At 57.0% G+C, this 19,998-nt stretch carries 18 protein-coding genes; 17 read left to right on the top strand and 1 reads right to left on the bottom strand.

Features of this window, described 5'->3' with window-relative positions:
• The first annotated feature begins 14 nt into the window (after positions 1 to 14).
• The 17 genes from ETHHA_RS12825 (at position 15) to clpX (ending at position 19,296) form a co-directional block, all read left to right on the top strand.
• Positions 15 to 2,138, top strand: coding sequence for a chemotaxis protein CheA (locus ETHHA_RS12825; RefSeq protein ID WP_013486382.1), 2,124 nt, complete (start codon positions 15 to 17; stop codon positions 2,136 to 2,138).
• 40 nt (positions 2,139 to 2,178) lie between these two features.
• The gene (locus ETHHA_RS12820) at positions 2,179 to 2,679 is read left to right on the top strand and encodes a chemotaxis protein CheW (RefSeq protein ID WP_013486381.1); all 501 of its coding nucleotides are present in this window, start codon (positions 2,179 to 2,181) and stop codon (positions 2,677 to 2,679) included.
• 92 nt (positions 2,680 to 2,771) lie between these two features.
• The gene (locus ETHHA_RS12815; RefSeq protein WP_013486380.1) at positions 2,772 to 3,581 is read left to right on the top strand and encodes a CheR family methyltransferase; all 810 of its coding nucleotides are present in this window, start codon (positions 2,772 to 2,774) and stop codon (positions 3,579 to 3,581) included.
• A 5-nt stretch (positions 3,582 to 3,586) separates the two neighbouring features.
• Complete coding sequence (locus tag ETHHA_RS12810) at positions 3,587 to 4,600, top strand: protein-glutamate methylesterase/protein-glutamine glutaminase (protein WP_013486379.1); 1,014 nt, start codon at positions 3,587 to 3,589, stop codon at positions 4,598 to 4,600.
• Between the two features lie 98 nt (positions 4,601 to 4,698).
• Positions 4,699 to 5,079 carry a flagellar protein FlaG gene (locus ETHHA_RS12805; RefSeq protein WP_013486378.1) on the top strand — a complete coding sequence of 127 codons (381 nt, stop codon included), beginning with the start codon at positions 4,699 to 4,701 and terminating at the stop codon, positions 5,077 to 5,079.
• Between the two features lie 120 nt (positions 5,080 to 5,199).
• Positions 5,200 to 7,425 carry a flagellar filament capping protein FliD gene (fliD, locus tag ETHHA_RS12800; RefSeq protein ID WP_013486377.1) on the top strand — a complete coding sequence of 742 codons (2,226 nt, stop codon included), beginning with the start codon at positions 5,200 to 5,202 and terminating at the stop codon, positions 7,423 to 7,425.
• Between the two features lie 4 nt (positions 7,426 to 7,429).
• Positions 7,430 to 7,810 (top strand): flagellar export chaperone FliS, encoded by a 381-nt coding sequence (gene fliS, locus ETHHA_RS12795; protein ID WP_013486376.1) that lies wholly within the window; start codon positions 7,430 to 7,432, stop codon positions 7,808 to 7,810.
• Positions 7,811 to 7,839: 29 nt separating this feature from the next.
• On the top strand, positions 7,840 to 8,178 hold the full coding sequence (gene fliT, locus ETHHA_RS12790) for a flagellar protein FliT (RefSeq protein ID WP_013486375.1): 339 nt from the start codon (positions 7,840 to 7,842) through the stop codon (positions 8,176 to 8,178).
• Positions 8,179 to 8,307: 129 nt separating this feature from the next.
• The gene (locus ETHHA_RS12785) at positions 8,308 to 9,108 is read left to right on the top strand and encodes a motility protein A (protein WP_013486374.1); all 801 of its coding nucleotides are present in this window, start codon (positions 8,308 to 8,310) and stop codon (positions 9,106 to 9,108) included.
• Positions 9,109 to 9,141: 33 nt separating this feature from the next.
• Positions 9,142 to 9,921, top strand: coding sequence for an OmpA/MotB family protein (locus ETHHA_RS12780; protein WP_013486373.1), 780 nt, complete (start codon positions 9,142 to 9,144; stop codon positions 9,919 to 9,921).
• A gap of 148 nt (positions 9,922 to 10,069) precedes the next feature.
• Positions 10,070 to 11,449 carry a glycine--tRNA ligase gene (locus tag ETHHA_RS12775; protein ID WP_013486372.1) on the top strand — a complete coding sequence of 460 codons (1,380 nt, stop codon included), beginning with the start codon at positions 10,070 to 10,072 and terminating at the stop codon, positions 11,447 to 11,449.
• A 200-nt stretch (positions 11,450 to 11,649) separates the two neighbouring features.
• Entirely contained in the window at positions 11,650 to 13,185 is a 1,536-nt protein-coding gene (locus ETHHA_RS12770) for a spore germination protein (RefSeq protein ID WP_013486371.1), read from the top strand.
• Positions 13,186 to 13,198: 13 nt separating this feature from the next.
• Complete coding sequence (locus tag ETHHA_RS12765) at positions 13,199 to 14,314, top strand: GerAB/ArcD/ProY family transporter (protein ID WP_013486370.1); 1,116 nt, start codon at positions 13,199 to 13,201, stop codon at positions 14,312 to 14,314.
• On the top strand, positions 14,301 to 15,593 hold the full coding sequence (locus tag ETHHA_RS12760) for a Ger(x)C family spore germination protein (RefSeq protein ID WP_013486369.1): 1,293 nt from the start codon (positions 14,301 to 14,303) through the stop codon (positions 15,591 to 15,593). Before ETHHA_RS12765 ends, ETHHA_RS12760 begins: the two co-directional genes overlap by 14 nt.
• A gap of 343 nt (positions 15,594 to 15,936) precedes the next feature.
• Complete coding sequence (tig, locus tag ETHHA_RS12755; protein ID WP_013486368.1) at positions 15,937 to 17,280, top strand: trigger factor; 1,344 nt, start codon at positions 15,937 to 15,939, stop codon at positions 17,278 to 17,280.
• A 108-nt stretch (positions 17,281 to 17,388) separates the two neighbouring features.
• On the top strand, positions 17,389 to 17,973 hold the full coding sequence (gene clpP, locus ETHHA_RS12750; RefSeq protein WP_013486367.1) for an ATP-dependent Clp endopeptidase proteolytic subunit ClpP: 585 nt from the start codon (positions 17,389 to 17,391) through the stop codon (positions 17,971 to 17,973).
• A gap of 12 nt (positions 17,974 to 17,985) precedes the next feature.
• Complete coding sequence (clpX, locus tag ETHHA_RS12745) at positions 17,986 to 19,296, top strand: ATP-dependent Clp protease ATP-binding subunit ClpX (RefSeq protein ID WP_013486366.1); 1,311 nt, start codon at positions 17,986 to 17,988, stop codon at positions 19,294 to 19,296.
• Positions 19,297 to 19,594: 298 nt separating this feature from the next.
• On the opposite strand, the gene ETHHA_RS12740 is transcribed toward clpX, so the two are convergent.
• A complete protein-coding gene (locus tag ETHHA_RS12740; protein ID WP_013486365.1) occupies positions 19,595 to 19,954 on the bottom strand; it encodes a DUF6483 family protein in 360 nt (119 codons plus the stop codon).
• Between the last annotated feature and the right edge of the window lie 44 nt (positions 19,955 to 19,998).

Genomic DNA, 19,998 nt, shown 5'->3' with positions numbered 1-19,998 from the left:
CTGGGGGATAAACGATGGACGATAACGGAATGGGCTCCATGCTGGAAATGTATGTCTATGAGGAAAACCAACTGCTCGACCAGCTGGAAGAGATCATGCTGGAAACGGAAAGGAGCGGTTCGCTTTCCACGGAGCACATCAATGAGATTTTCCGCATCATGCACACCATCAAGGGGTCTTCAGCCATGATGGCGTTTCAGAATATTTCCACGCTGGCCCATGCGGTGGAAGATCTGTTTTTCTATATACGCGAGAACCACCCGGAGTCGCTGGATATCTCGGCGGTCTGCGATCTGGTGCTTCCGGCTTCCGACTTCATCAAGGCGGAGGTGTCCAAGCTGGAAAGCGGGCAGCAGCCCGACGGCGACGCGTCCGCAATCGAGCAGGGTATCAAGGAGTTCCTGCAATACATTTCCGGTGAGGCCTCCGGCGAAGCGCCCGCCGGGCATGCTCCGGCCGCGCCTGCCGCCGAAGAAACACCGGCCCTTGCTGCGGAGCCGGCCGCCGGCGCGCAGACCGGAGACGGGCAGAAAGGCGCACGCAAATACACCGCACATCTGGTGTTCGAAGAAGGCGGGCAGATGGAAAATCTGCGCGCGTTCAATATTGTGCGCAATCTAACCGAGTATACGGTGGAACTTTACACCAACCCGACCGACCTGCTTGGCACGCCGTCGGAAACGATCCTCCAGAAGGGGTTTGACATCTTCTTTTCCACCGCCGAGCCCGAAGAACGAATGCGTTCCCTGTTCGACGAGTCGCTGTATCTGAAATCTTATGAGCTGACGCCGGTGGACGCCTATGACGACGAGGTGGCGACACCGCCTGCGCCGCCTGCCGAAGAGACCCCGGCGCAACAGCCCGCCGCACAGCCTGCACCGGCCAAAGAGCAGGGCGCGGCGCTTCAGAAGCTGGAGAAGCAGCCGTCCGCGTCGCCTGCCGAGGCGCCGAAAGCCACCAAGCTCAACCTCATCAGCGTCAATGTCGGCAAGCTGGACATGCTGATGGATCTGGTGGGCGAGCTGGTCATTTCCGAGTCCATGGTGACCAAGAACCCCGACCTCGCGGGGCTTGAACTGGAGAATTTCCATAAAGCGGCGCGCCAGCTCCGCAAGCTGACCGACGAGTTGCAGGATATCGTTATGTCCGTCCGCATGGTGCCCATCGGCGGCACGTTCCGCAAGATGCAGCGCATCGTGCGCGACATGAGCCATAAATTAAGCAAGGATGTCGAGTTCGTTACAGTGGGAGAGGAAACCGAGGTGGATAAAAACATTATCGACCATCTCTCCGACCCGCTGATGCACCTGATCCGCAACGCCATGGACCACGGTGTGGAAGCGGAGGAGGAGCGCCTCCGGTCCGGCAAGCCGCGCAAAGCGCGCATCACGCTCTCCGCACACAATGCGGGCGGCGATGTCAAGATCTCCGTCTCGGACGACGGCGGCGGTATGGACAAGGACAAGATCCTGAAAAAAGCCGCGGAAAACGGCTTGCTCACCAAACCGGTTGGCGATATGACCGACCGCGAGATCTTTTCACTCATCATGTTACCCGGCTTCTCCACCAACGACAAGGTCACCGAGTTTTCCGGCCGCGGCGTCGGCATGGATGTGGTTAAGCAGAACATTGAGGAAGTGGGCGGCAGCATTTCCATCAAGAGCATCAAGGGCGAAGGCACCACCATGACCATCATCATCCCACTCACACTTGCCATCGCGGACGCCATGGAGCTTTCGGTGGGCGGCAACATTTTCACGTTGCCCACGGTCTCCATCAAAGAGTCATTTCGGCCGAAGGAAGACAGCATCCTGTACGACAACGACAACAACGAGATGATCATGATCCGCGGTAATGTCTACCCCATCATCCGCCTGCACCGTCTGTTCGGCATCGAGCCGAAGGTCGACCGGCTCCACAAGGGCATTCTCATCATGGTGGAAGGCGAAAACCGGGCCGCCTGCCTGTTTGCGGACGAATTGCTGGGCGAACAGCAGGTGGTGGTCAAGCCGCTGCCGCAATACCTCATCAAATGCCACACGAGAGATTCCGGTATCGAGGGCTGCACCATACTGGGGGACGGCAGCATCAGCCTGATTCTCAACGCAAAAGGGTTGATCGACCGGGTGATCGGCTGACGCCGCGGAACCGGTCTACACCATAAAAGGAGTATGCAAGATGGAAAACACGGAAAAGCAGATGGCCGTCGCGGGGGAAGAAGATACCCAGCGCGGAAAATATCTCACCTTTGAGCTGGACAGGGAGACGTTTGGCATCGAGATCCGTTTTGTAACCGAGATCATCGGCATCCAGCCCGTCACCTTCGTGCCGGAGGTGCCCGATTATGTAAAGGGTATCATCAATCTGCGTGGCCAGGTCATTCCAGTCATCGACATCCGCCTGAAATTCAAAAAAGAACCCATTCCCTATAACGACCGGACCTGCATCATCGTCATCGACATTGAAGACATCTCCATCGGCCTGATCGTGGACAGCGTTGCCGAGGTTGTTACGGTGGGGGACGAGAACGTGGTGCCGCCGCCAAGCTACAAGACCGGTTTCCAGAATCGGTATATCAAAGGGATCGGTAAGGTGGGCGCCGCCGTTGTCCTGCTGCTGGACTGCCGGAAACTCGTTTCCAACGAAGATATGGAGACCATCAGCAGCGCGGCGCAATAAACCGCGTATACCGTTGGCCCGGCCAGGCCGGGCTTTTTGTCAGCATTACGGAAAGGCTGCCGCAGACCGGCGGTCGATGAGGAGGATCTGGTTTGCTCACGATCGGACAGGCGGATTTTGAACGGCTTACCGCCTATATCAAACAGCATTACGGCATCAATCTGTCCCAAAAGAAGGTGCTGATTGAGGGGCGGCTCAGCAATTTGATTCTGGAACGCGGCCTGGGGGATTTCCACACCTATCTGAATACGGTTTTCCGCGATCCCACCGGCCGTGAGATGACCACGCTGATCAACCGCCTGACCACCAATCATACATACTTCATGCGGGAATCGGGACATTTTGATTTTTTCCGTGACACGGTTCTGCCCTATATCGAATCGGTGGAAAAAGGGCGGGACGTGCGTGTCTGGTGCGCGGGCTGCTCCACCGGCGAGGAGCCTTATACGCTGCAAATGGTTCTGCGGGACCGGTATGCCGGAAAGCTGCCGACCTGGAACACGCAGCTGCTGGCAACGGATATCTCGGAGCGGGCCATGAGCATTGCCAAAGAGGGCGTTTATTCCGAAGAATCGGTGGCGAACATGCCTGCCCTGTGGAAGATGCGGTATTTTGAGAAAGCGGACGGTGGCATGCGCGTGAAAGAGGAGATCCGGCGGCAGGTGGAGTTCAAGCCGTTCAACCTCATGACGCCGCTTTTCCCGTTCCGCCGCAAGTTCCACGCCATCTTCTGCCGCAATGTCATGATCTATTTCGAGCGGGAAACCAAGACCGCGCTGGTCAATAAATTTTATCAATGTCTGGAAGACGGAGGCTATCTCTTCATCGGGCATTCGGAATCCGTCGAACGGGGCGCAACCCCGTTCCAGTATGTCATGCCCGCGGTTTATCGGAAAGGGTGAACAACATGGAGATCAAGCATAGGATCCGTGTTCTGGTCGTGGATGATTCCATCGTTTTCCGTGAAGTGCTGGTGCGCGGGCTCTCGCAGGATCCGGTCATCGAGGTGGTGGGTACGGCGCAGGATGCCTTCACCGCGCGCGAGCGCATCCTGCAGTTGGAACCGGACGTGATGACGCTGGATATCGAGATGCCGCGCATGAGCGGCGTGGAGTTCCTGCACCAGATCATGGCGGAGCACCCGCTTCCGGCGGTGCTGGTGAGCAGCGCAAACGCAACGATCTTCGACGCGCTGGACGCGGGCGCGGTGGACTTTGTGGCCAAGCCGGATGTGTCGCAGGGCGGCAGCATGCAGGCGTTCATCCAGCAGATGATCATCAAGATCAAGATTGCGTCCACCGCCAAGGTGGGCCGTTACAAAAAAAGCGGGCCGCCCGCAGCCGGGCAGACAGCGGGCCGGGTCATTGCCATCGGCGCCTCCACAGGGGGCACGGAGGCGATCTTGGCCGTATTGCGCGATTTACCGCGCGGCCTGCCGGGCATCGTGATCGTGCAGCATATGCCGCCCGTGTTCACCCGCATGTATGCCGAGCGGCTGAACAACATCTGCAAGCTGGAAGTGGCGGAGGCTAAAAACGGAGACGCCGTACTGCCGGGCAAAGCCCTCATCGCGCCCGGCGGCTTCCAGATGCGGCTGGTGAAAGACAAGGGCGGCTATGCGGTGCGTGTGCTCGAGGGCGAACGGGTGAACGGGCACGCGCCGTCGGTGGATGTGCTGTTCGATTCGGTGGCGGAAACGGCCGGCAAGCAGGCAGTGGGCATCATCCTCACCGGCATGGGCGGCGACGGTGCAAAGGGGCTTTTGCACATGCGTGAAAAGGGCGCCTATACCATCGGGCAGGATGAAAAAAGCTGTGTGGTATACGGCATGCCCATGGTGGCCTACAATCTCGGTGCTGTGGCAAAGCAGGCGCCGCTTTCCGCGGTGGCGGATGAACTGCTGCGCTTTCTGCATGGATGAGCCGGAAAAGGATTCCGGAGAGAACCTCTTCGGTATACTAAAGGTTCCTCCGTTTCAGACGATATACAATACAATACCGTTTGAAAGGAGGTCTCGTCATGCAGATCGACAACATCCGTCCCCCTCAGGTCCCGGAGGTTCCGCAGCAGCCGGTCGTTTCCGGAGTTCCCGCTGTAAACACTGATGTGTATGGGCAGAAAAAGAGCAATACGGATGGGAATGGGGCCGGCAGCCACAACAATGCGGGGCGGCGCGCGTCCAAGCGGATCGAGGAACAGCTCGATCAGCTCAACCGCTCTGCACAGCAGAACCAACGTCACATCCAATACGCCATCCTGGAGCAGCCGCGTGCCGTCATCCTTCAGATTGTGGATTCGGACACCGGCAAAGTGCTTGACGAGATCCCGTCGGAGAAAATGATCCGGCTGGTGGATGAAATGCAGAAAGCCGTCAGCGGTCGGCTGGATCAGAAGATCTGACGGAGGTTTCTTTTTCAGAAACCTCCGGAAACGAGGGCCGGTTTTGGCGCTGTGGCGGGCGCGTGCCGTTTCGGTTCGACTGTGTGAGGCGGGCGTTCCCGCCGGGAAAGGAGTGAGGGCATGTCTTCTATTTCCAGTTTGACATCTTCGAGCAGCAGTTCCAGCTCAAGTTCCAGTACCCAGAGTATCTATAACGGGCACATCTTTGGGCTTGCTTCCGGGCTGGATGTGGATAGCATCGTTTCGGGCCTGACCACCGACGTGCAGGGAGAGATCGACAAGGCCGATCAGCAAAAACAGACCCTGCAATGGAAACAGACGGATTATCAGGCGGTCGTGACCGCGCTGAATACGTTCAACAGCACCTACCTGGCGCTTTCGGGTTCGAGCAGCCTCACGGCAAACAACGCGCTCCAGACCTACACGGCCTCAAGCGACAACGCGGCCGTGACGGCGGTGGCCCAACAGGGGGCCTCCGGCACCGCAAGTAGCATCACCGTATATCAGAATGCCGCAGTAGCGTCCATCAGCAGTTCAACGGCGAGCCAGACCGTCGCCGGGCTGGCGTCCGCGGCGCCGACTTCGGCATCCAGTCTTTCGGCACTGGAGAACGATGGATTTACCCTGACGGTGGACGGTACGTCCGAGACCATCAAGCTGACCGCCGCGCAGGTGTCTGGCATTACGGATACAAGCAGCCTCATCAGCGCCCTGCAGAGCAATATCAATTCTGCGTTCGGGTGGTCGTCCGACACGTCCGCCACCAACAGCGCAAAAGTGGTGCTCTCCCAGGATTCCACCAGCGGTGAGGTTGTTTTTTCCGCCGGCACCTATACGGGCGGCAGCGGTTCCGTTGCCTACGGCACATCGTTCACGGTGTCCGGTATTTCTTCCACAGATTCGAGCGGCAACCCTACCAGCGATACCAGCGGGCTGTATGCCCTGTTGGGCACCAGCAGTTCCCAGAGCAACTGGCTCAACCGCAACCTCACGGTGGCACAGGTGCTGGCCCAGAACGAAAACGTGACACTGGACAGCTCCGCCAAGTACAATGTGACCATCAACGGCCAGACGGTGGCGCTGAACGGCAGCGACAGCATTTTCACCGCGCTCTCGAAGATCAATTCCGCCAACACGGGCGCCACACTGTCTTATTCCTCCACAACGGGCGCGATCACCGCGTCTGCCACGAGTCCCGGCGGTGCCCACAATTTTTCGCTGGGCACCGGCGCGGCCCTGTCCTCCACGCCATCTTCCGGCGATGATATCAGCACGGCGTTTCTGGAGGCGCTTGGGTTTTCGGGCAGCCAGGCCAGCGGCCAGTCTACGAGTGCGCTGGCTTCTCAAAACGATAGTTCGGGCAAACCCCTTGCCACGGCGGGGCAGGACGCCGTCTTTTCGATCGACGGCGGCACCACGCGGATGACGCGCAGCTCCAACTCGTTTACGCTGGACAATGTCAACTACACCATCAACGGCAGCGTCAGCGGTTCATCACCGCAGACGGCGAACATCAGCTTTACGCAGGATACCAGCACGGCTGTCAAAAACATCCAGAATTTTGTGACGGCGTACAACACGCTGCTCTCCACCATCACCACCTACACCAACACCAAACCGGATTCGGATTATCAGCCTCTGACCGATGCGCAGAAAGCCGATATGAGCGATACCCAGATTTCCGACTGGAACGCCAAAGCTTCGGCGGGCGTGCTGTTCAATGACGACACCCTCAACGACCTGGAAAATGAACTGCGCGACATGGTGAACCAATCCGTCACCACATCCGACGGCACGACCATCTCGCTGGCGGACCTGGGCATCCGCGAAAGCACCGACGACACCGGCACGGACGATACCACGCCCGGCCAGCTGGTATTTGACAACGGCAGCACCGACACGCTTGTGAGCATGCTGCAGAGCCATCCGCAGGAAGTGCAGGATCTGTTCACCATGCAGTCCTCCACACCGTATGTCATCAACGACACCCAAACCGTAAAATCCGGCAATGTCACCGAGAACCGGCAGACCTACCGCAAAAACGCGGAAGGGCTTGCCTACCGTCTGCAGGACATCGTCAGCGATTTCACGCAGACCGGCAGCACGCCCGGCGTGCAGGGCAAGCTGGTCTCGTTGCTTGGCGACTCGGGCGACGGCGATCAGCTCAATTCCATCTACGACCAGATCACCGATGTGAACAACCAGATCACCGATCTGAACCAGAAAATGACCGACAAGAAAAACGCGCTGTACGCGAAGTTTTCCACATTGGAATCGTTCATGGCGCAGATGAATTCGCAGAGCGGGATTTTATCCTCCTTGTCCGGAAGCAGCAGTGGGAGTTGAGAAGATGACGTTCAATCCATATCAGTATTATAAGAACCAGGCGCTGGACACCAGCAGCAAATATGAGCTGGTGGGCCGTTGCTATGGGGATGCGGCCGCTTCCATCAAGCGTGCGCAGCTCTATCTCGACGAAAAGAACTTTGAACAGGCGAACAGCAGCATTCTGAAAGCCCAGAAGATCCTGGCCGGGCTGGACGGCGCGCTGGATATGCAGTACGAAATCGCCGGACAACTGCACACCTTATACGGCTACATGCAGAAAAAACTGTTTAAGGCCAACCTCTCCGGCGACAAGACGGCGCTGAAAACCGTGGCCGGTATGCTGGACGAACTGCGGGACACATGGACGCAGGCCGTTAAAAATTACAAGAAGATACAGGCATAGTCCGGCCGGTCCGTGCGGGGATGGAATATATGAAAAATCAGGATTGCGAACTGGTGCTTAAAATGACCGAGCAGCTCGTGCAGGCTGTGCGCGGCGAAAATATGGAGGAGATTGCCCAGACGCTGGAGACCCGTCGGCAATGCCTGGAGCGGCTGTGCGGGCCGGGCGTGGCTCTCATGCCGGCGCAGAAAAAGCTGCTCGCGCGCGCCGCGGAGCTGGACAGGCAGGTGCTGGCCGACACGCAGGCGCTTTTGGAGCGGTACCGCAAAGACATCGGCGCGTACGAGGCCAAGTCCAAAAACCTGCTTCTCTACCAGAACAGCCGGTTCGATCTGTCGCAGGGTCAGTTGATGGACCGGAAACGCTGAAACAACGCGGGCGCCGTGCCGTCGGCCCCGTTTGTCCGGCTTGTGTTTTAAAGAATAGAATCGTGTATGCGCCGCCATGACGTTTTTTCCGGCCGCCGGCCGGTGCGAAGCGGCGGATGGGAGCTTTTTATGAACATCACATTGATTATAGGTCTTGTTGTTGCGTTCGGCGGCGTTCTGATGGGGTTTACCCAGGAAGGCGGTGTGCTGACCAATCTGCTGAAGCTCCCGGCGTTCATGATCGTGGTCGGGGGCACCATTGGCTCGGCATTCATCAGTTTCCCCATCGCCAACATCAAACGCATCCCCGGCGCGTTCAAAACCATGATGTTTCAGAAAAAGCACGATTACCCGAAGCTCATTGACATGATGTGTGAGATCGCCAACAAGGCGCGGCGCGACGGGCTGCTTTCGCTGGAAAGCGAGGCAGACAAAATCAAGGACCCGTTCATCAAAAAAGGGCTGGGCTACATTGCCGACGGTGCGGACCCGGAGTTTCTCAAACAATTGCTCAACAATGAGATCGAGGCCAACTTCAAGAACGTGGAAGACGCGGCCAAAGTGATGGAAGGCATGGGCGGCACATCGCCCACCATGGGCGTGCTCGGCACCGTTATGGGCATGACGACGGTGCTGGGGCATATGGGCAGCGACACCAGCAAGATCGGTACCGAGATCGCCGGCGCGTTCATTGCCACGATGTACGGCGTGGGCATCGGTAACCTCATCTGGCTGCCGCTTGGCAACCAGATGAAAGTGACCGCCATGCACGAGGCGGAGCACCAGGAGATCGTGATGGAGGGACTGATGGCGATTCAGGCCGGTGAGCCGGCCGCCCGCCTGCGGGACAGGCTGAATGCCAAAGTGGGCGAGATCGGTAAAAAGGGCCAGGCCAAAGGGGCGGAACGGCCGGCCGGTACGGAAGCCTGACCCCGCGCGCCGCGTTTCTAAGGAGAACGTTTCATGAAAAGACCGCCTGAAAAAGACAATTCGGAGCGATGGCTGCTGCCGTATTCCGACCTGATGAACCTGCTGCTGATCCTGTTTATCATCCTCTATGCCATGAGCAAGACCGACGTGCAGAAGGCCTCGCAGGTTGCGGAAGCCATCCGAAAAGGGTTCAATGCCTCGCAGCAGGCGGTGCAGCAGAGCCCGGTCTCCCAGAATACGAACAGCACCAATATTACTATGAGCAATACTTCCACAACGTCGGAGGTCATCTCGCAGGTGCAGGACTGGTCCAGTCTGTACGATCAGGTGACCAAACTGGTGGCGCAGGCAGGCTTGCAAAAGAATGTGGATCTTTCTTCCACCTCCAAGGGTCTGGTCATCACGCTCAAGGACAACACGCTCTATACGCCGGGTTCGGCCGTGATGAACCAGCCCGGGCAGGATCTGGTGCTTCGGATCGGGGACGCGCTCAAGCAGGTGAATTATGCGCTCATCATCGTGGAGGGGCACACGGACTCCGATCCCATCCACAACGCGCAGTTTCAGGATAACATCGAGCTCAGCTCGGCCAGGGCGGACAATGTGGAGCGCGCGCTGATCGGCAGGGGCCTCGATGCGGCCAAGATCGCCGCCATGGGGCGGGGAGATACGGTGCCGGTGGCACCCAACGATACTCCCGCCAATAAGGCGAAAAACCGCCGGGTGGTCATCACCATCTACAAGAGTCTTTCCAACCTGACGGCAGACCAGGTCATCGACGTGACACAGTTGGAATCCGCCGTGGGCAAATAGGAACTCCTTGACTTTGCGGCGGCTGGTTGCTAAACTATAAATTGAGCGGAAACCGGCGGGACGATCTGGCCGCTGCCGGTTTGATTTACGGAATATGGCAGGAAACGGGGCGGCTTTGGCGGCCCACATTTTTTTTGGAGGCATCAGGATGCTGGCAAACAGCGAGAAAAGCATGGAGAAAATCGTGGCGCTCTGCAAGGGCAGGGGCTACATCTATCCGGGTTCGGAAATCTATGGCGGCCTGGCAAACACATGGGATTACGGCCCGTTGGGCGTGGAGTTCAAAAACAACGTCAAGCGCGCGTGGTGGAAAAAATTCATTCAGGAATCCCCTTACAACGTGGGGCTGGACAGCGCCATCCTCATGAACCCGCAGGTCTGGGTCGCGACCGGCCATGTCGGCAATTTTTCCGATCCGCTGATGGACTGCAAAGACTGCAAGACAAGGCACCGCGCGGATAAGCTGATTGAAGACGCCGCCGGAGTTTCCCCAAACGGCTGGAGCTTTGAGCAGATGCAGGAATACATTGAGCAGCACGGCATCAAGTGCCCGGTTTGCGGGTCGGTCCATTTCACCGATATCCGCAGCTTCAATCTCATGTTCCGCACCTACCAGGGCGTTACCGAAGACGCCAAAGCGCAGATCTATCTGCGCCCCGAAACGGCGCAGGGCATCTTCGTCAACTTTTTGAACGTGCAGCGTACCACCCGGCGGAAAGTACCGTTCGGCATCGGGCAGATCGGCAAATCATTCCGCAACGAGATCACGCCGGGAAACTTCACGTTCCGCACCCGTGAGTTCGAGCAGATGGAACTGGAATTTTTCTGCAAACCGGGTACCGACCTCGAGTGGTTCTATTATTGGAAAGATACCTGCAAAAACTGGCTGCTCGCCTTGGGGCTGACGGAAGACGGCATTCGCCTGCGCGATCACGAGGCGGAGGAGCTGAGCTTTTATTCCAAAGCGACGACCGACATCGAGTTTCGCTTCCCATTTGGCTGGGGCGAACTTTGGGGCATTGCCGACCGTACGGATTACGACCTGAACGCGCATATCCGCCAGAGCGGCAAGGATCTGGATTATTTTGACCCGGAGACCAACGAACGGTATGTGCCGTATGTCATCGAGCCTTCTCTGGGCGCCGACCGCGTGGCGCTGGCCTTTCTCATCAACGCCTATGACGAGGAGGCCGTGGGCGAAAAAGACGTGCGCACCGTGTTGCATCTGCACCCGGCGCTGGCACCGTATAAGGCTGCCGTGCTGCCGCTTTCCAAAAAGCTGGGCGATGCCGCGCTGCTGGTCTATTCGGAGCTCAGTAAATCGTTTCCCACAGAGTACGACGATGCCGGTTCCATCGGCAAGCGCTACCGCAGGCAGGATGAGATCGGCACGCCGTTCTGCATCACCTATGATTTTGACTCCCAGAACGACGGCTGCGTGACCGTGCGCGACCGCGATTCCATGAAACAGGAACGCATTTCCATCGGCGCCGTCAAGCAGTACGTGCTGGACCATCTGGAGTTTTGACGCGAACGCGTCGTTCGTGAGCGTTTTATAAAATATTCCGGCCGCGCAGGCCGGAGCAAGGCAGGCCGGCTTCCCGAAAAGGGGAGCCGGCCTGTGCTTTTGCGAGATGTTCCCGTCCGCCCGCAATGTATAAAACCTTTTTGGATGGTTATACCATCAGTGAGAACGGCTGGCGATCGATCGCCGGAAAGGCGGACGGAATGATCAAGGAATGGTGGACCAAAATCAACATCTGGCGCAAGGTCAAGGCGTCGAGAGGGCTCGGCGATCAGCCCGCGGCTTATACGCCCATCAGTGCCTCGCTGACCGATAACATGGTGTATTTCAACGGCAGGCTGGCCGATACGGCCGACTATGTGCATAAAGAGCTGACATTTTGCGGGCATCAGTGCCAGTTGATGTATATTGATAACATGGTGGATAAAATGGTGTTGTCCGAAGCCGTGCTCGTTCCGCTTTCGCAGGCGAGAAGACCCAAGGGGGTTACGGAAGGGGAGCCGTTTTACGCGTGGGTGCGCGACTGCGTGCTGTCTTCCGCAGACCAGCATGAGGTGTTCAGTCTGGAAGAAGTGGAGTGGCTGATGATGTCGGGCTTTGCCGCCCTGCTTATCGACGGCTACGCCAAGGCCATGGTGTTCGGCCTGCAGGGTTTTAAAATACGCGGGATCGACGAGCCAAACCGCGACCGCCTGCTTCGCGGGTCGCGCGAGGGGTTTGTGGAAGCGCTGCGCATCAACATCATGATGATGCGCAGGCGGATGAAGACGTCGAATCTCAAATTTGAAACCTATGTTTTGGGCGAGAGCAGCAAAACGGAGGTTTGCCTGGCGTATGTCAAAGGCACGGTGGCCGACACGACGCTGGAAACGGTACGCAAGCGCCTGCGGGAACTCGATATGGACGTCGTGCTGGAATCCGGCATGATCCAGCCTTTTTTTGAAGAAAAGCTGACTCTGTTTTCCACGGTGGGGTACACCGAGCGGCCGGATACGCTCTGCGCCAAGCTCAATGAGGGGCGCGTGGGCATCATGGTGGACGGCACGCCGATGGCCCTTTTTGTTCCGCATTTGTTTGTGGACAATTTCACCAGTGTGGATGACTATGCGACCAGCTTTTATTATGGGACCTTCACGAGGGTGCTCAAATACATCTCATTTTATATTTCGGTTTTTCTGCCGGGTATGTATGTGGCGATCGGCAGTTTCCATCAGGAACTGCTGCCCACACAGCTTTTGTTCACGCTGGCGCAGGCCGAGCAGAACACGCCGTTTGCGTTGACCTTCGAGGCGTTTTTGATGCAGGTGATCTATGAGTCGCTGCGGGAAGCGGGCCTGCGCGCGCCCCGGCAGCTTGGCTCCGCCCTCAACATCGTGGGCGCGTTTCTGATCGGGCAGGCGGCGGTTTCGGCGGGGCTGATCGGCGCGCCGATGGTCATCATCGTCGCGCTCACGGCAACGACTTCGTTGGTGGTTCCCACGCTGTACGAGCCTGGTGTTATTATGCGGTTTGCGTATATTCTGTTGGCTGGCATGGCCGGTTTCTACGGGATCGTGATCGGTTTTTCTTTTTTTATGGTGATGATGTGTAGCATCAAGTCGTACGATGCGCCATATCTGTCGGCGATTGCCCCGTTTGACCTGTTTGCCCAGCGCGATGTTGTTTTCCGTGCGCCGTGGAAAGTGCTCAACAACAAAACATACCGGACGCAGAACTTCAAAGGCTCGAATATGGAATAGTAGGGGATATGAGATGGAGAAGCAAAGTTATGTTTCGCCCGGCCAGGTCATTGTCACGCTTGCCGTTACCCGCATCTTGTTTTCCACGGTGCATCTTATTTCCCTGCATGCGGGGCGTTCGATACAGGATGTTCTCCCGGCTCTGCTGGCCGCTTTTTTGCTCAATCTGCTCACCGCTCTCCCGCTGCTTGCTCTGCTCAAGCGGCATAGGGGGAAGGATCTGGTGGAATGCGCGACCAATATCTTTGGGCGCGGGGCCGGGATCGTGACCGCGACGTTCTATTTTCTGTTATTTGGATGGAGCAACATTGTTACGCAGATGACGACCCGCTACTATATCAACGACACGGTGCTTGAGGAGGCAAAAGTTTACGCGATCCTGCTGCCGCTTCTGGCGATCACGGTTTATATCGCCGCCAAAGGGTTCGAAAGCATTGTGCGGTTTGGCACCATCGTTTTTGCGTTCTATGCGGGCATCATGGTTTTGCTTGTCTGCACGTTGATCCCGTCCATTCGGCCATCGATAGGGCCGCGCTTTTTGCTGCCGCTGTTTTTTAACGGCCCCGGCATCTTTGTAAACGAACTGATTGCGCAGTTCAACGGGAATGTAGGCATTATCTATCTGGCGTTCTGTGCCTCGTTTTTCAAAAGCAGTATTAAGCTGGGTAAGGTATTTGCCAAGTGGAACCTGCTCATGCTTGTTCTGATGGTTGTGCTTTATGTGCTGTGCATTGCTGTGCTGGGGCCTTTTGGCGCCAGGCAGTTTTTCCCTCTCGAATATCTCGCGGCGCAGTCCACCGTCAGCGTATTTGACAGGCTCGACCCACTGTACAGCATGCCGTGGATGCTGAACATGGTGCTGACCGTATCGTTGTTTCTGTACTTTCAGATACAATGCCTGGAAAAAATCGGGCTGCGTAAACACCGCAAGGTTATCGTGATCCTTGTCGGTATCTTGGATTCAGCGGCAACTTTTTTCTTGCAGAATTATGATAACATAGCCACCCAGTACGCCTTAAACTGGTTTTTTACGGGCGCGAATCTGATGGGCATGATCGTGCTGCCGCTGATCCTGCTGATCGGGGACCGGATCGTGCGGGGAAAGGGGACGGCGCATGAAATGGCTTAAGGCCGCAGCGGTTCTGCTTCTGTGTGCGGCTCTGGTTGTCATGACCGGTTGCACGGAATCCAGGGAACTGAAGGACATGGATATCATTGAAGGCCTTGGGGTGGACCTGCTGCCGAACGGGGAGTATCAGGTGACCTTTCAGATCTTCCAGTCCCAGACGCAGACGGGCGGCGAAGACGTGGATATCTTGCAGACAAGCGGTGCAAACCTGTTCGACTGCTCCCGCAATGCCACCGTGCAGTCCGGCAAAAGGCTGTATTATTCCAACGAGCGCGCCCTGATACTGGGTTCGGCCGTTTGCCGCAAAGGCCTTTCGCCCATTTTGGACTTTTTCTCGCGAAACCATGAGTTGCGCATGGGGCAGCGCGTGTTCATGGCGGAAGGCCGCGCGGCGGATATTCTGACGGCCAAAAACCCGAACGGCGTTATTACGGCGAAGTATCTGGAGCGCGTGGCCATGAACGAGACCTACAACTCCAAGATCATGGATATGCAGCTCGGCGAGCTGGTCGAACGGGTGGCGACCAAAAGCGACGCGATTTTTATGCCCACCATTATCCACCGCACCTATAATCCAAGCGGCAATGTTTTCGGCGGTTCCACCAGTTCTCCGGGAGCCAACCCCGGTAAAAGCAGCTCGAGTTCTTCTTCCGGCGGCACATCCTCCTCGTCGGGCGGCGGTTCCACCTCCTCGTCGGACGGCAGCTCCGGAGGCGGCGGAGGTGGGTCGAGCAGTTCGGGGGGCGGATCGTCGCAGGACATGCAGAACAAAGAAGTGCTGGAGGTTGAGCGCACCGCCGTTTTCAACAAAGACGCACAGTTTGCCACCTTCATGACGCCGAACCAGACGCGCGGCTTTTTATGGACACGCAGCGGCGCCGTGGGGGGCGTCCTCACGCTGACGCTGCCCAACGGTCTGAAAGTCGGCGTGGAAATCAAGGGCAACTCTTCCAGCCTGACCGTGCAGCCCAAGACGTATACATTTGATATCTCGTTCCGAACGGCGCTTGTGGATGTGCAGAACGGCAGTGTGGATGTAACTTCCCCCGCATTCCAGAAAACCATTGTCGATTTGCAGAACAGCCAGGTCCGGCACGAGGTGCAAAGCGCGCTGGACGTGGCGTTCTACGGAGGAAAGTCCGACATTTTCCGCATCGGCACCAACTATTTCCGTTTCCGGCCGGATCAGTGGCGCGGCATGATGAACACCTGGCCGATGTCCGGCCAGGACCTCAAGCCCATCCTCAATGTATCGTCCACCTTTACGCTGCATGCCTGAGTGCCGCGACCGTCGGGCAGAGCATGAACCGGATGATGCCCGTCGCCTGCCGCGCCGGGCATTTTTTGCGTGGGTTCAGCAGTCTTCCCGCCCTCCGACGCCATGGCATGAGCACGAGCGTGTTGAAAGTCAAACGGGCCAGCCGGCACGGTGAACGATAAAGCGTACAAAATTAGTAGAATTTGTGACTTGAGACAGTTGAATAAATACGCAAAAAGGATTATAATGAAGTACCCTCTGGTCATGGAAAATTTTCAGGGGCAAAAACCGAAAAATAGTGGCAACCCAGCTGCTGTTGTGCTATAATAGCCAAGATAAGCAGTCAAATATAGGAGGATGTCGGATGAGTCTCACCAATTCGAATAAAGTTGCTACCAATCAATATGAGCTTGAAATAGCCGTTGAAAAGGATACATTTCAAGAGGCCGTGCAGAAAGCCTACCGGAAAAACGTGGCGAAGATGAACGTGCCCGGTTTCCGCAAAGGGCATGCGCCGCGCTCCGTGATCGAAAAGCTGTACGGCGAAGGTGTGTTTTATGAAGACGCCATCAACGCGCTGTACCCGTTGGCCTATGACGAAGCCGTGAAAGAAGCCGGCCTTGAGCCGGTGGATCGTGCCGACATCAAGATCGACAAGGTGGACGGCGAAGGCTTCACGTTCAAGGCCACCGTCACGGTGAAGCCCGAAGCGGAGATCGGCGCATATAAGGGCCTGAAGGCTACAAAATATATTGAAAAAGCAACCGACGCGGATGTGGAGAATGAACTGAACCGCGTGCGCGAGCGCAATGCCCGCGTCATCACGCTGGAGGATCGCGCGGCCGAAAAAGGCGATATCGCCAACATCAATTTCGAGGGCTTCGTGGATGGCGTGCCGTTTGAAGGCGGCAAAGCCGTGGGGCAGGATCTGGAACTGGGCTCCGGCCAGTTTATCCCCGGTTTCGAGGACCAGATCGTCGGCCACACAACCGGCGAGGAGTTCGATGTGAACGTCACGTTCCCTGAGAAATACCAGGCCGAGGAACTGGCGGGCAAACCGGCGGTCTTCAAAGTGAAGCTCAACGAGATCAAAAAGCGCGAGTTGCCGGAGTTGGACGATGAGTTCGCCAAGGATGTCAGCGAGTTCGATACCCTTGAGGCGTACAAAGACGATGTGCGCAAGCATATCCAGGAGCACAAGGACGAACATGCGCAGAACGACGCCGAGGAAGAGTTGCTCGATCAGGTGGTCGAAGGTCTGAAAGCCGAGATCCCCGACGTGATGTTCGAACGCTCCATCGACAGCTATGTGCAGGATTTCGATTACCGGCTCCAGTCACAGGGCCTCAACCTCCAGACCTACCTTCAGTATGCGGGTATGGAAATGGAGAAATTCCGCCAGACGTTCCGCGAACAGGCGGAGCACCAGGTGAAACTGCGGCTCGCGCTTGAAAAAATCGGGCAGATGGAAAACCTCACCGTCACCGATGAGGACATCGAAGCCGAATACAGCCGGTTGGCGGAAGAATACAAGGCCGAAGTCGAGCGTATCAAAGCCGCCATCGACCGGGAATCCATCACGGGGGACATCAAGATCAACCGTGCGATCGATCTGGTCAAAAATTCCGCCGAGATCACCGAGGTGGAGGGCGTCAACCCCAAGCATCAGCACCACGACCATGACCATGACCACGCGGAAGAAGCGTAACCCTGAGGACTTTGCATATTTCCGGGCGCCGCAAGGCCGCCTTTTGTGCCGACTGGTTCGGCGATATGGAACCAACAAGCAGACGACCCGTAAAGGAGTTGTTGTGAAATGTCAAATCTCGTACCTTATGTAATCGAACAGACCAGCCGAGGCGAGCGCTCCTACGATATTTTCTCCCGGCTGCTCAACGACCGCATTATCATGCTTTCCGATCAGGTCAACGATGTGACCGCCAGCCTCGTGGTCGCGCAGCTTCTGTTCCTTGAAGGCCAGGATCCCGATAAGGACATCCAGCTTTACATCAACAGCCCGGGCGGATCCATCACCTCCGGCATGGCCATCTTCGACACCATGCAGTATGTGAAGTGCGACGTATCCACCATCTGCATCGGCATGGCGGCCAGCATGGGTTCGTTCCTGCTGGCGGCCGGCACGAAAGGCAAGCGTTTTGTCCTGCCCAACAGCGAGATCATGATCCATCAGCCGTCGGGCGGCGCGCAGGGGCAGGCCAGCGACATCAAAATCGCGGCCGAGCATATCATTCGCATCCGCAAACGTATGAACGAACTGTATTCCGGGTTCACCGGCAAGCCGGTCGAAGAAATCGAACGCGATACCGAACGCGATAATTTCCTGACTGCGGAAGAAGCCGTGGCTTACGGCCTGGTGGACAAGGTCATTACCAAGAGATAAGGCAGGTGCTTTATGGCAAAGTTTGATGACAGAAGAGTGCTGAAATGCTCCTTCTGCGGCAAAACGCAGGAGCAGGTCAAGCGGCTGATTGCAGGGCCCGGCGTTTATATCTGCAACGAATGTGTCGAGCTTTGTCTGAGCATTCTTGAGGATGAAAACGTCATTGCCCATCCACAGATCACCGGTGACGACACCGCAATCACCCTGCCCCGCCCCAAAGAGATCAATGAGATCCTCGATCAGTACGTGGTCGGGCAGGAAGACGCGAAAGTTGCCCTCTCGGTGGCTGTCTATAACCATTACAAACGCATCTATTACGGCGAAACGTCCGACGTGGACCTGCAGAAGAGCAACATCCTGTTGCTTGGTCCCACCGGCGTGGGCAAAACCATGCTGGCGCAGACGCTGGCGCATATCCTGAAGGTACCGTTCGCCATCGCAGATGCTACCACGCTGACGGAAGCCGGCTATGTGGGCGAGGATGTGGAAAACATCCTGCTGCGGCTCATCCAGGCTGCGGACTACGATGTGGAGCGCGCCGAACACGGCATCATCTACATCGACGAGATCGACAAGATCGCCCGCAAATCGGAGAACCCGTCCATTACGCGCGATGTCAGCGGCGAGGGCGTGCAGCAGGCGCTGCTGAAAATTCTGGAGGGCACGGTGTCGAATGTACCGCCCATGGGCGGGCGCAAATATCCGCACCAGGAGTTCATTCAGATCAACACCAAAGACATCCTGTTTATCTGTGGCGGTGCGTTCGACGGCCTGGACAAGATCATCGAAAAGCGGACCGTGAGCAAGGCGCTGGGGTTCGGTGCGGATGTGCGCGGCAAAAAGGAAAAAGCTGGCATCAACATTTTCAAAAACGCCATCCCGCAGGATCTGGTGCATTTCGGTCTCATTCCCGAGCTGGTTGGCCGTATCCCGGTCATCACCACGCTCAATGCGCTTGACCGCAAGGCACTTATCCGCATCCTGACGGAACCGAAAAATGCCATCGTTAAACAGTATATCAAATTGTTTGAGATGGATGGTGTGCAGTTGGTGTTCGACGAATCGGCGCTTAACGCCATCGCCGACAAGGCCATCGCCCGCGAAACGGGCGCGCGCGGTCTGCGGGCCATCATGGAGGATCTGCTCACCGCCGTGATGTTCGACGTGCCCTCCGACGGAACAATCGCCAAGATCACTATCACCGGCGATTGTGTCACCGGAGCGGGGCAGCCGGCTGTTGAGCGCGATCCGAACAAAAAGAGCACCCGTCTGACATTGCCCGCGAAAAAACCTGCTCCCAAGAAACGGGAAGACGCTTCGTAAGGCTCCTATTATAAACGAAAACAGCGGCGGCCGGTTACCGGTCGCCGCTGTTTGTTTCTGTTTGCAAAGGTTTTGGGCTGTAAAGCCAACCACCCTGCCGCCGTCTTTTCGGGCGGGCAGGGTGGTTTTGCACACAGGATGATGGCTCATGTTGTTTTCCCATGAAAGGGGAGACGAAATTTGCGAGGAAATGTTTGGGTCTGTCAGAGCAAGAAAGGAAAACTGCCGCCCGCCGACAACGAGAAAGCGGCAAGGCGAAAAATGAACCGGAAAGATGCCGGATTGAGCGGGAGGACCATCAGTTTTGGTAGATTTTCTGCACAGCTTGCAGGCCGTCAAGAATCTCCGCCCGGGAAAAGCCCGCGGCGGTCAGTTCCGCATCGCTGCGCTTTTCCAGCGTGGCGTAAAAATCAAGCGCCACCTTGAGGTAGCCGGTTTTCGGGTCTTCCTCGATGGCATCAAACAGCAGGTTTTCCGCCTCGTTGATCTGGCCGTCCCCAATCATGCGGTTGAGCCGGTAGGAAAGAAAACTCGTTTCGGAAAGCACGCCCTGCTCATCGAACAGCTCGACCGTGCCGGATTGTTTTTCGAACAGCATATTTCCCAACGCCTTTGTAATGTCTTCAATCTGCCGCATCCAGTAATCGTTCTCGAACACACGGGTCGCCTCCTGTACCGCCCGGTAAAGAGCGGCCCTTTACT

Source organism: Ethanoligenens harbinense YUAN-3, assembly GCF_000178115.2.
Lineage (GTDB): Bacteria > Bacillota > Clostridia > Oscillospirales > Ethanoligenentaceae > Ethanoligenens > Ethanoligenens harbinense.
This window is presented reverse-complemented; position numbering and strand designations above follow the sequence as displayed.

Coding starts and splice junctions, on each gene's coding strand:
- ETHHA_RS12825 (WP_013486382.1), top strand. CDS start 15: ATGGACGATAACGGAATGGGCTCCATGCTGGAAATGTATGTCTATGAG.
- ETHHA_RS12770 (WP_013486371.1), top strand. CDS start 11,650: ATGATCAAGGAATGGTGGACCAAAATCAACATCTGGCGCAAGGTCAAG.
- tig (WP_013486368.1), top strand. CDS start 15,937: ATGAGTCTCACCAATTCGAATAAAGTTGCTACCAATCAATATGAGCTT.
- ETHHA_RS12765 (WP_013486370.1), top strand. CDS start 13,199: ATGGAGAAGCAAAGTTATGTTTCGCCCGGCCAGGTCATTGTCACGCTT.
- fliT (WP_013486375.1), top strand. CDS start 7,840: ATGAAAAATCAGGATTGCGAACTGGTGCTTAAAATGACCGAGCAGCTC.
- fliS (WP_013486376.1), top strand. CDS start 7,430: ATGACGTTCAATCCATATCAGTATTATAAGAACCAGGCGCTGGACACC.
- ETHHA_RS12810 (WP_013486379.1), top strand. CDS start 3,587: ATGGAGATCAAGCATAGGATCCGTGTTCTGGTCGTGGATGATTCCATC.
- fliD (WP_013486377.1), top strand. CDS start 5,200: ATGTCTTCTATTTCCAGTTTGACATCTTCGAGCAGCAGTTCCAGCTCA.
- clpP (WP_013486367.1), top strand. CDS start 17,389: ATGTCAAATCTCGTACCTTATGTAATCGAACAGACCAGCCGAGGCGAG.
- ETHHA_RS12760 (WP_013486369.1), top strand. CDS start 14,301: ATGAAATGGCTTAAGGCCGCAGCGGTTCTGCTTCTGTGTGCGGCTCTG.
- ETHHA_RS12785 (WP_013486374.1), top strand. CDS start 8,308: ATGAACATCACATTGATTATAGGTCTTGTTGTTGCGTTCGGCGGCGTT.
- ETHHA_RS12820 (WP_013486381.1), top strand. CDS start 2,179: ATGGAAAACACGGAAAAGCAGATGGCCGTCGCGGGGGAAGAAGATACC.
- clpX (WP_013486366.1), top strand. CDS start 17,986: ATGGCAAAGTTTGATGACAGAAGAGTGCTGAAATGCTCCTTCTGCGGC.
- ETHHA_RS12805 (WP_013486378.1), top strand. CDS start 4,699: ATGCAGATCGACAACATCCGTCCCCCTCAGGTCCCGGAGGTTCCGCAG.
- ETHHA_RS12775 (WP_013486372.1), top strand. CDS start 10,070: ATGCTGGCAAACAGCGAGAAAAGCATGGAGAAAATCGTGGCGCTCTGC.
- ETHHA_RS12780 (WP_013486373.1), top strand. CDS start 9,142: ATGAAAAGACCGCCTGAAAAAGACAATTCGGAGCGATGGCTGCTGCCG.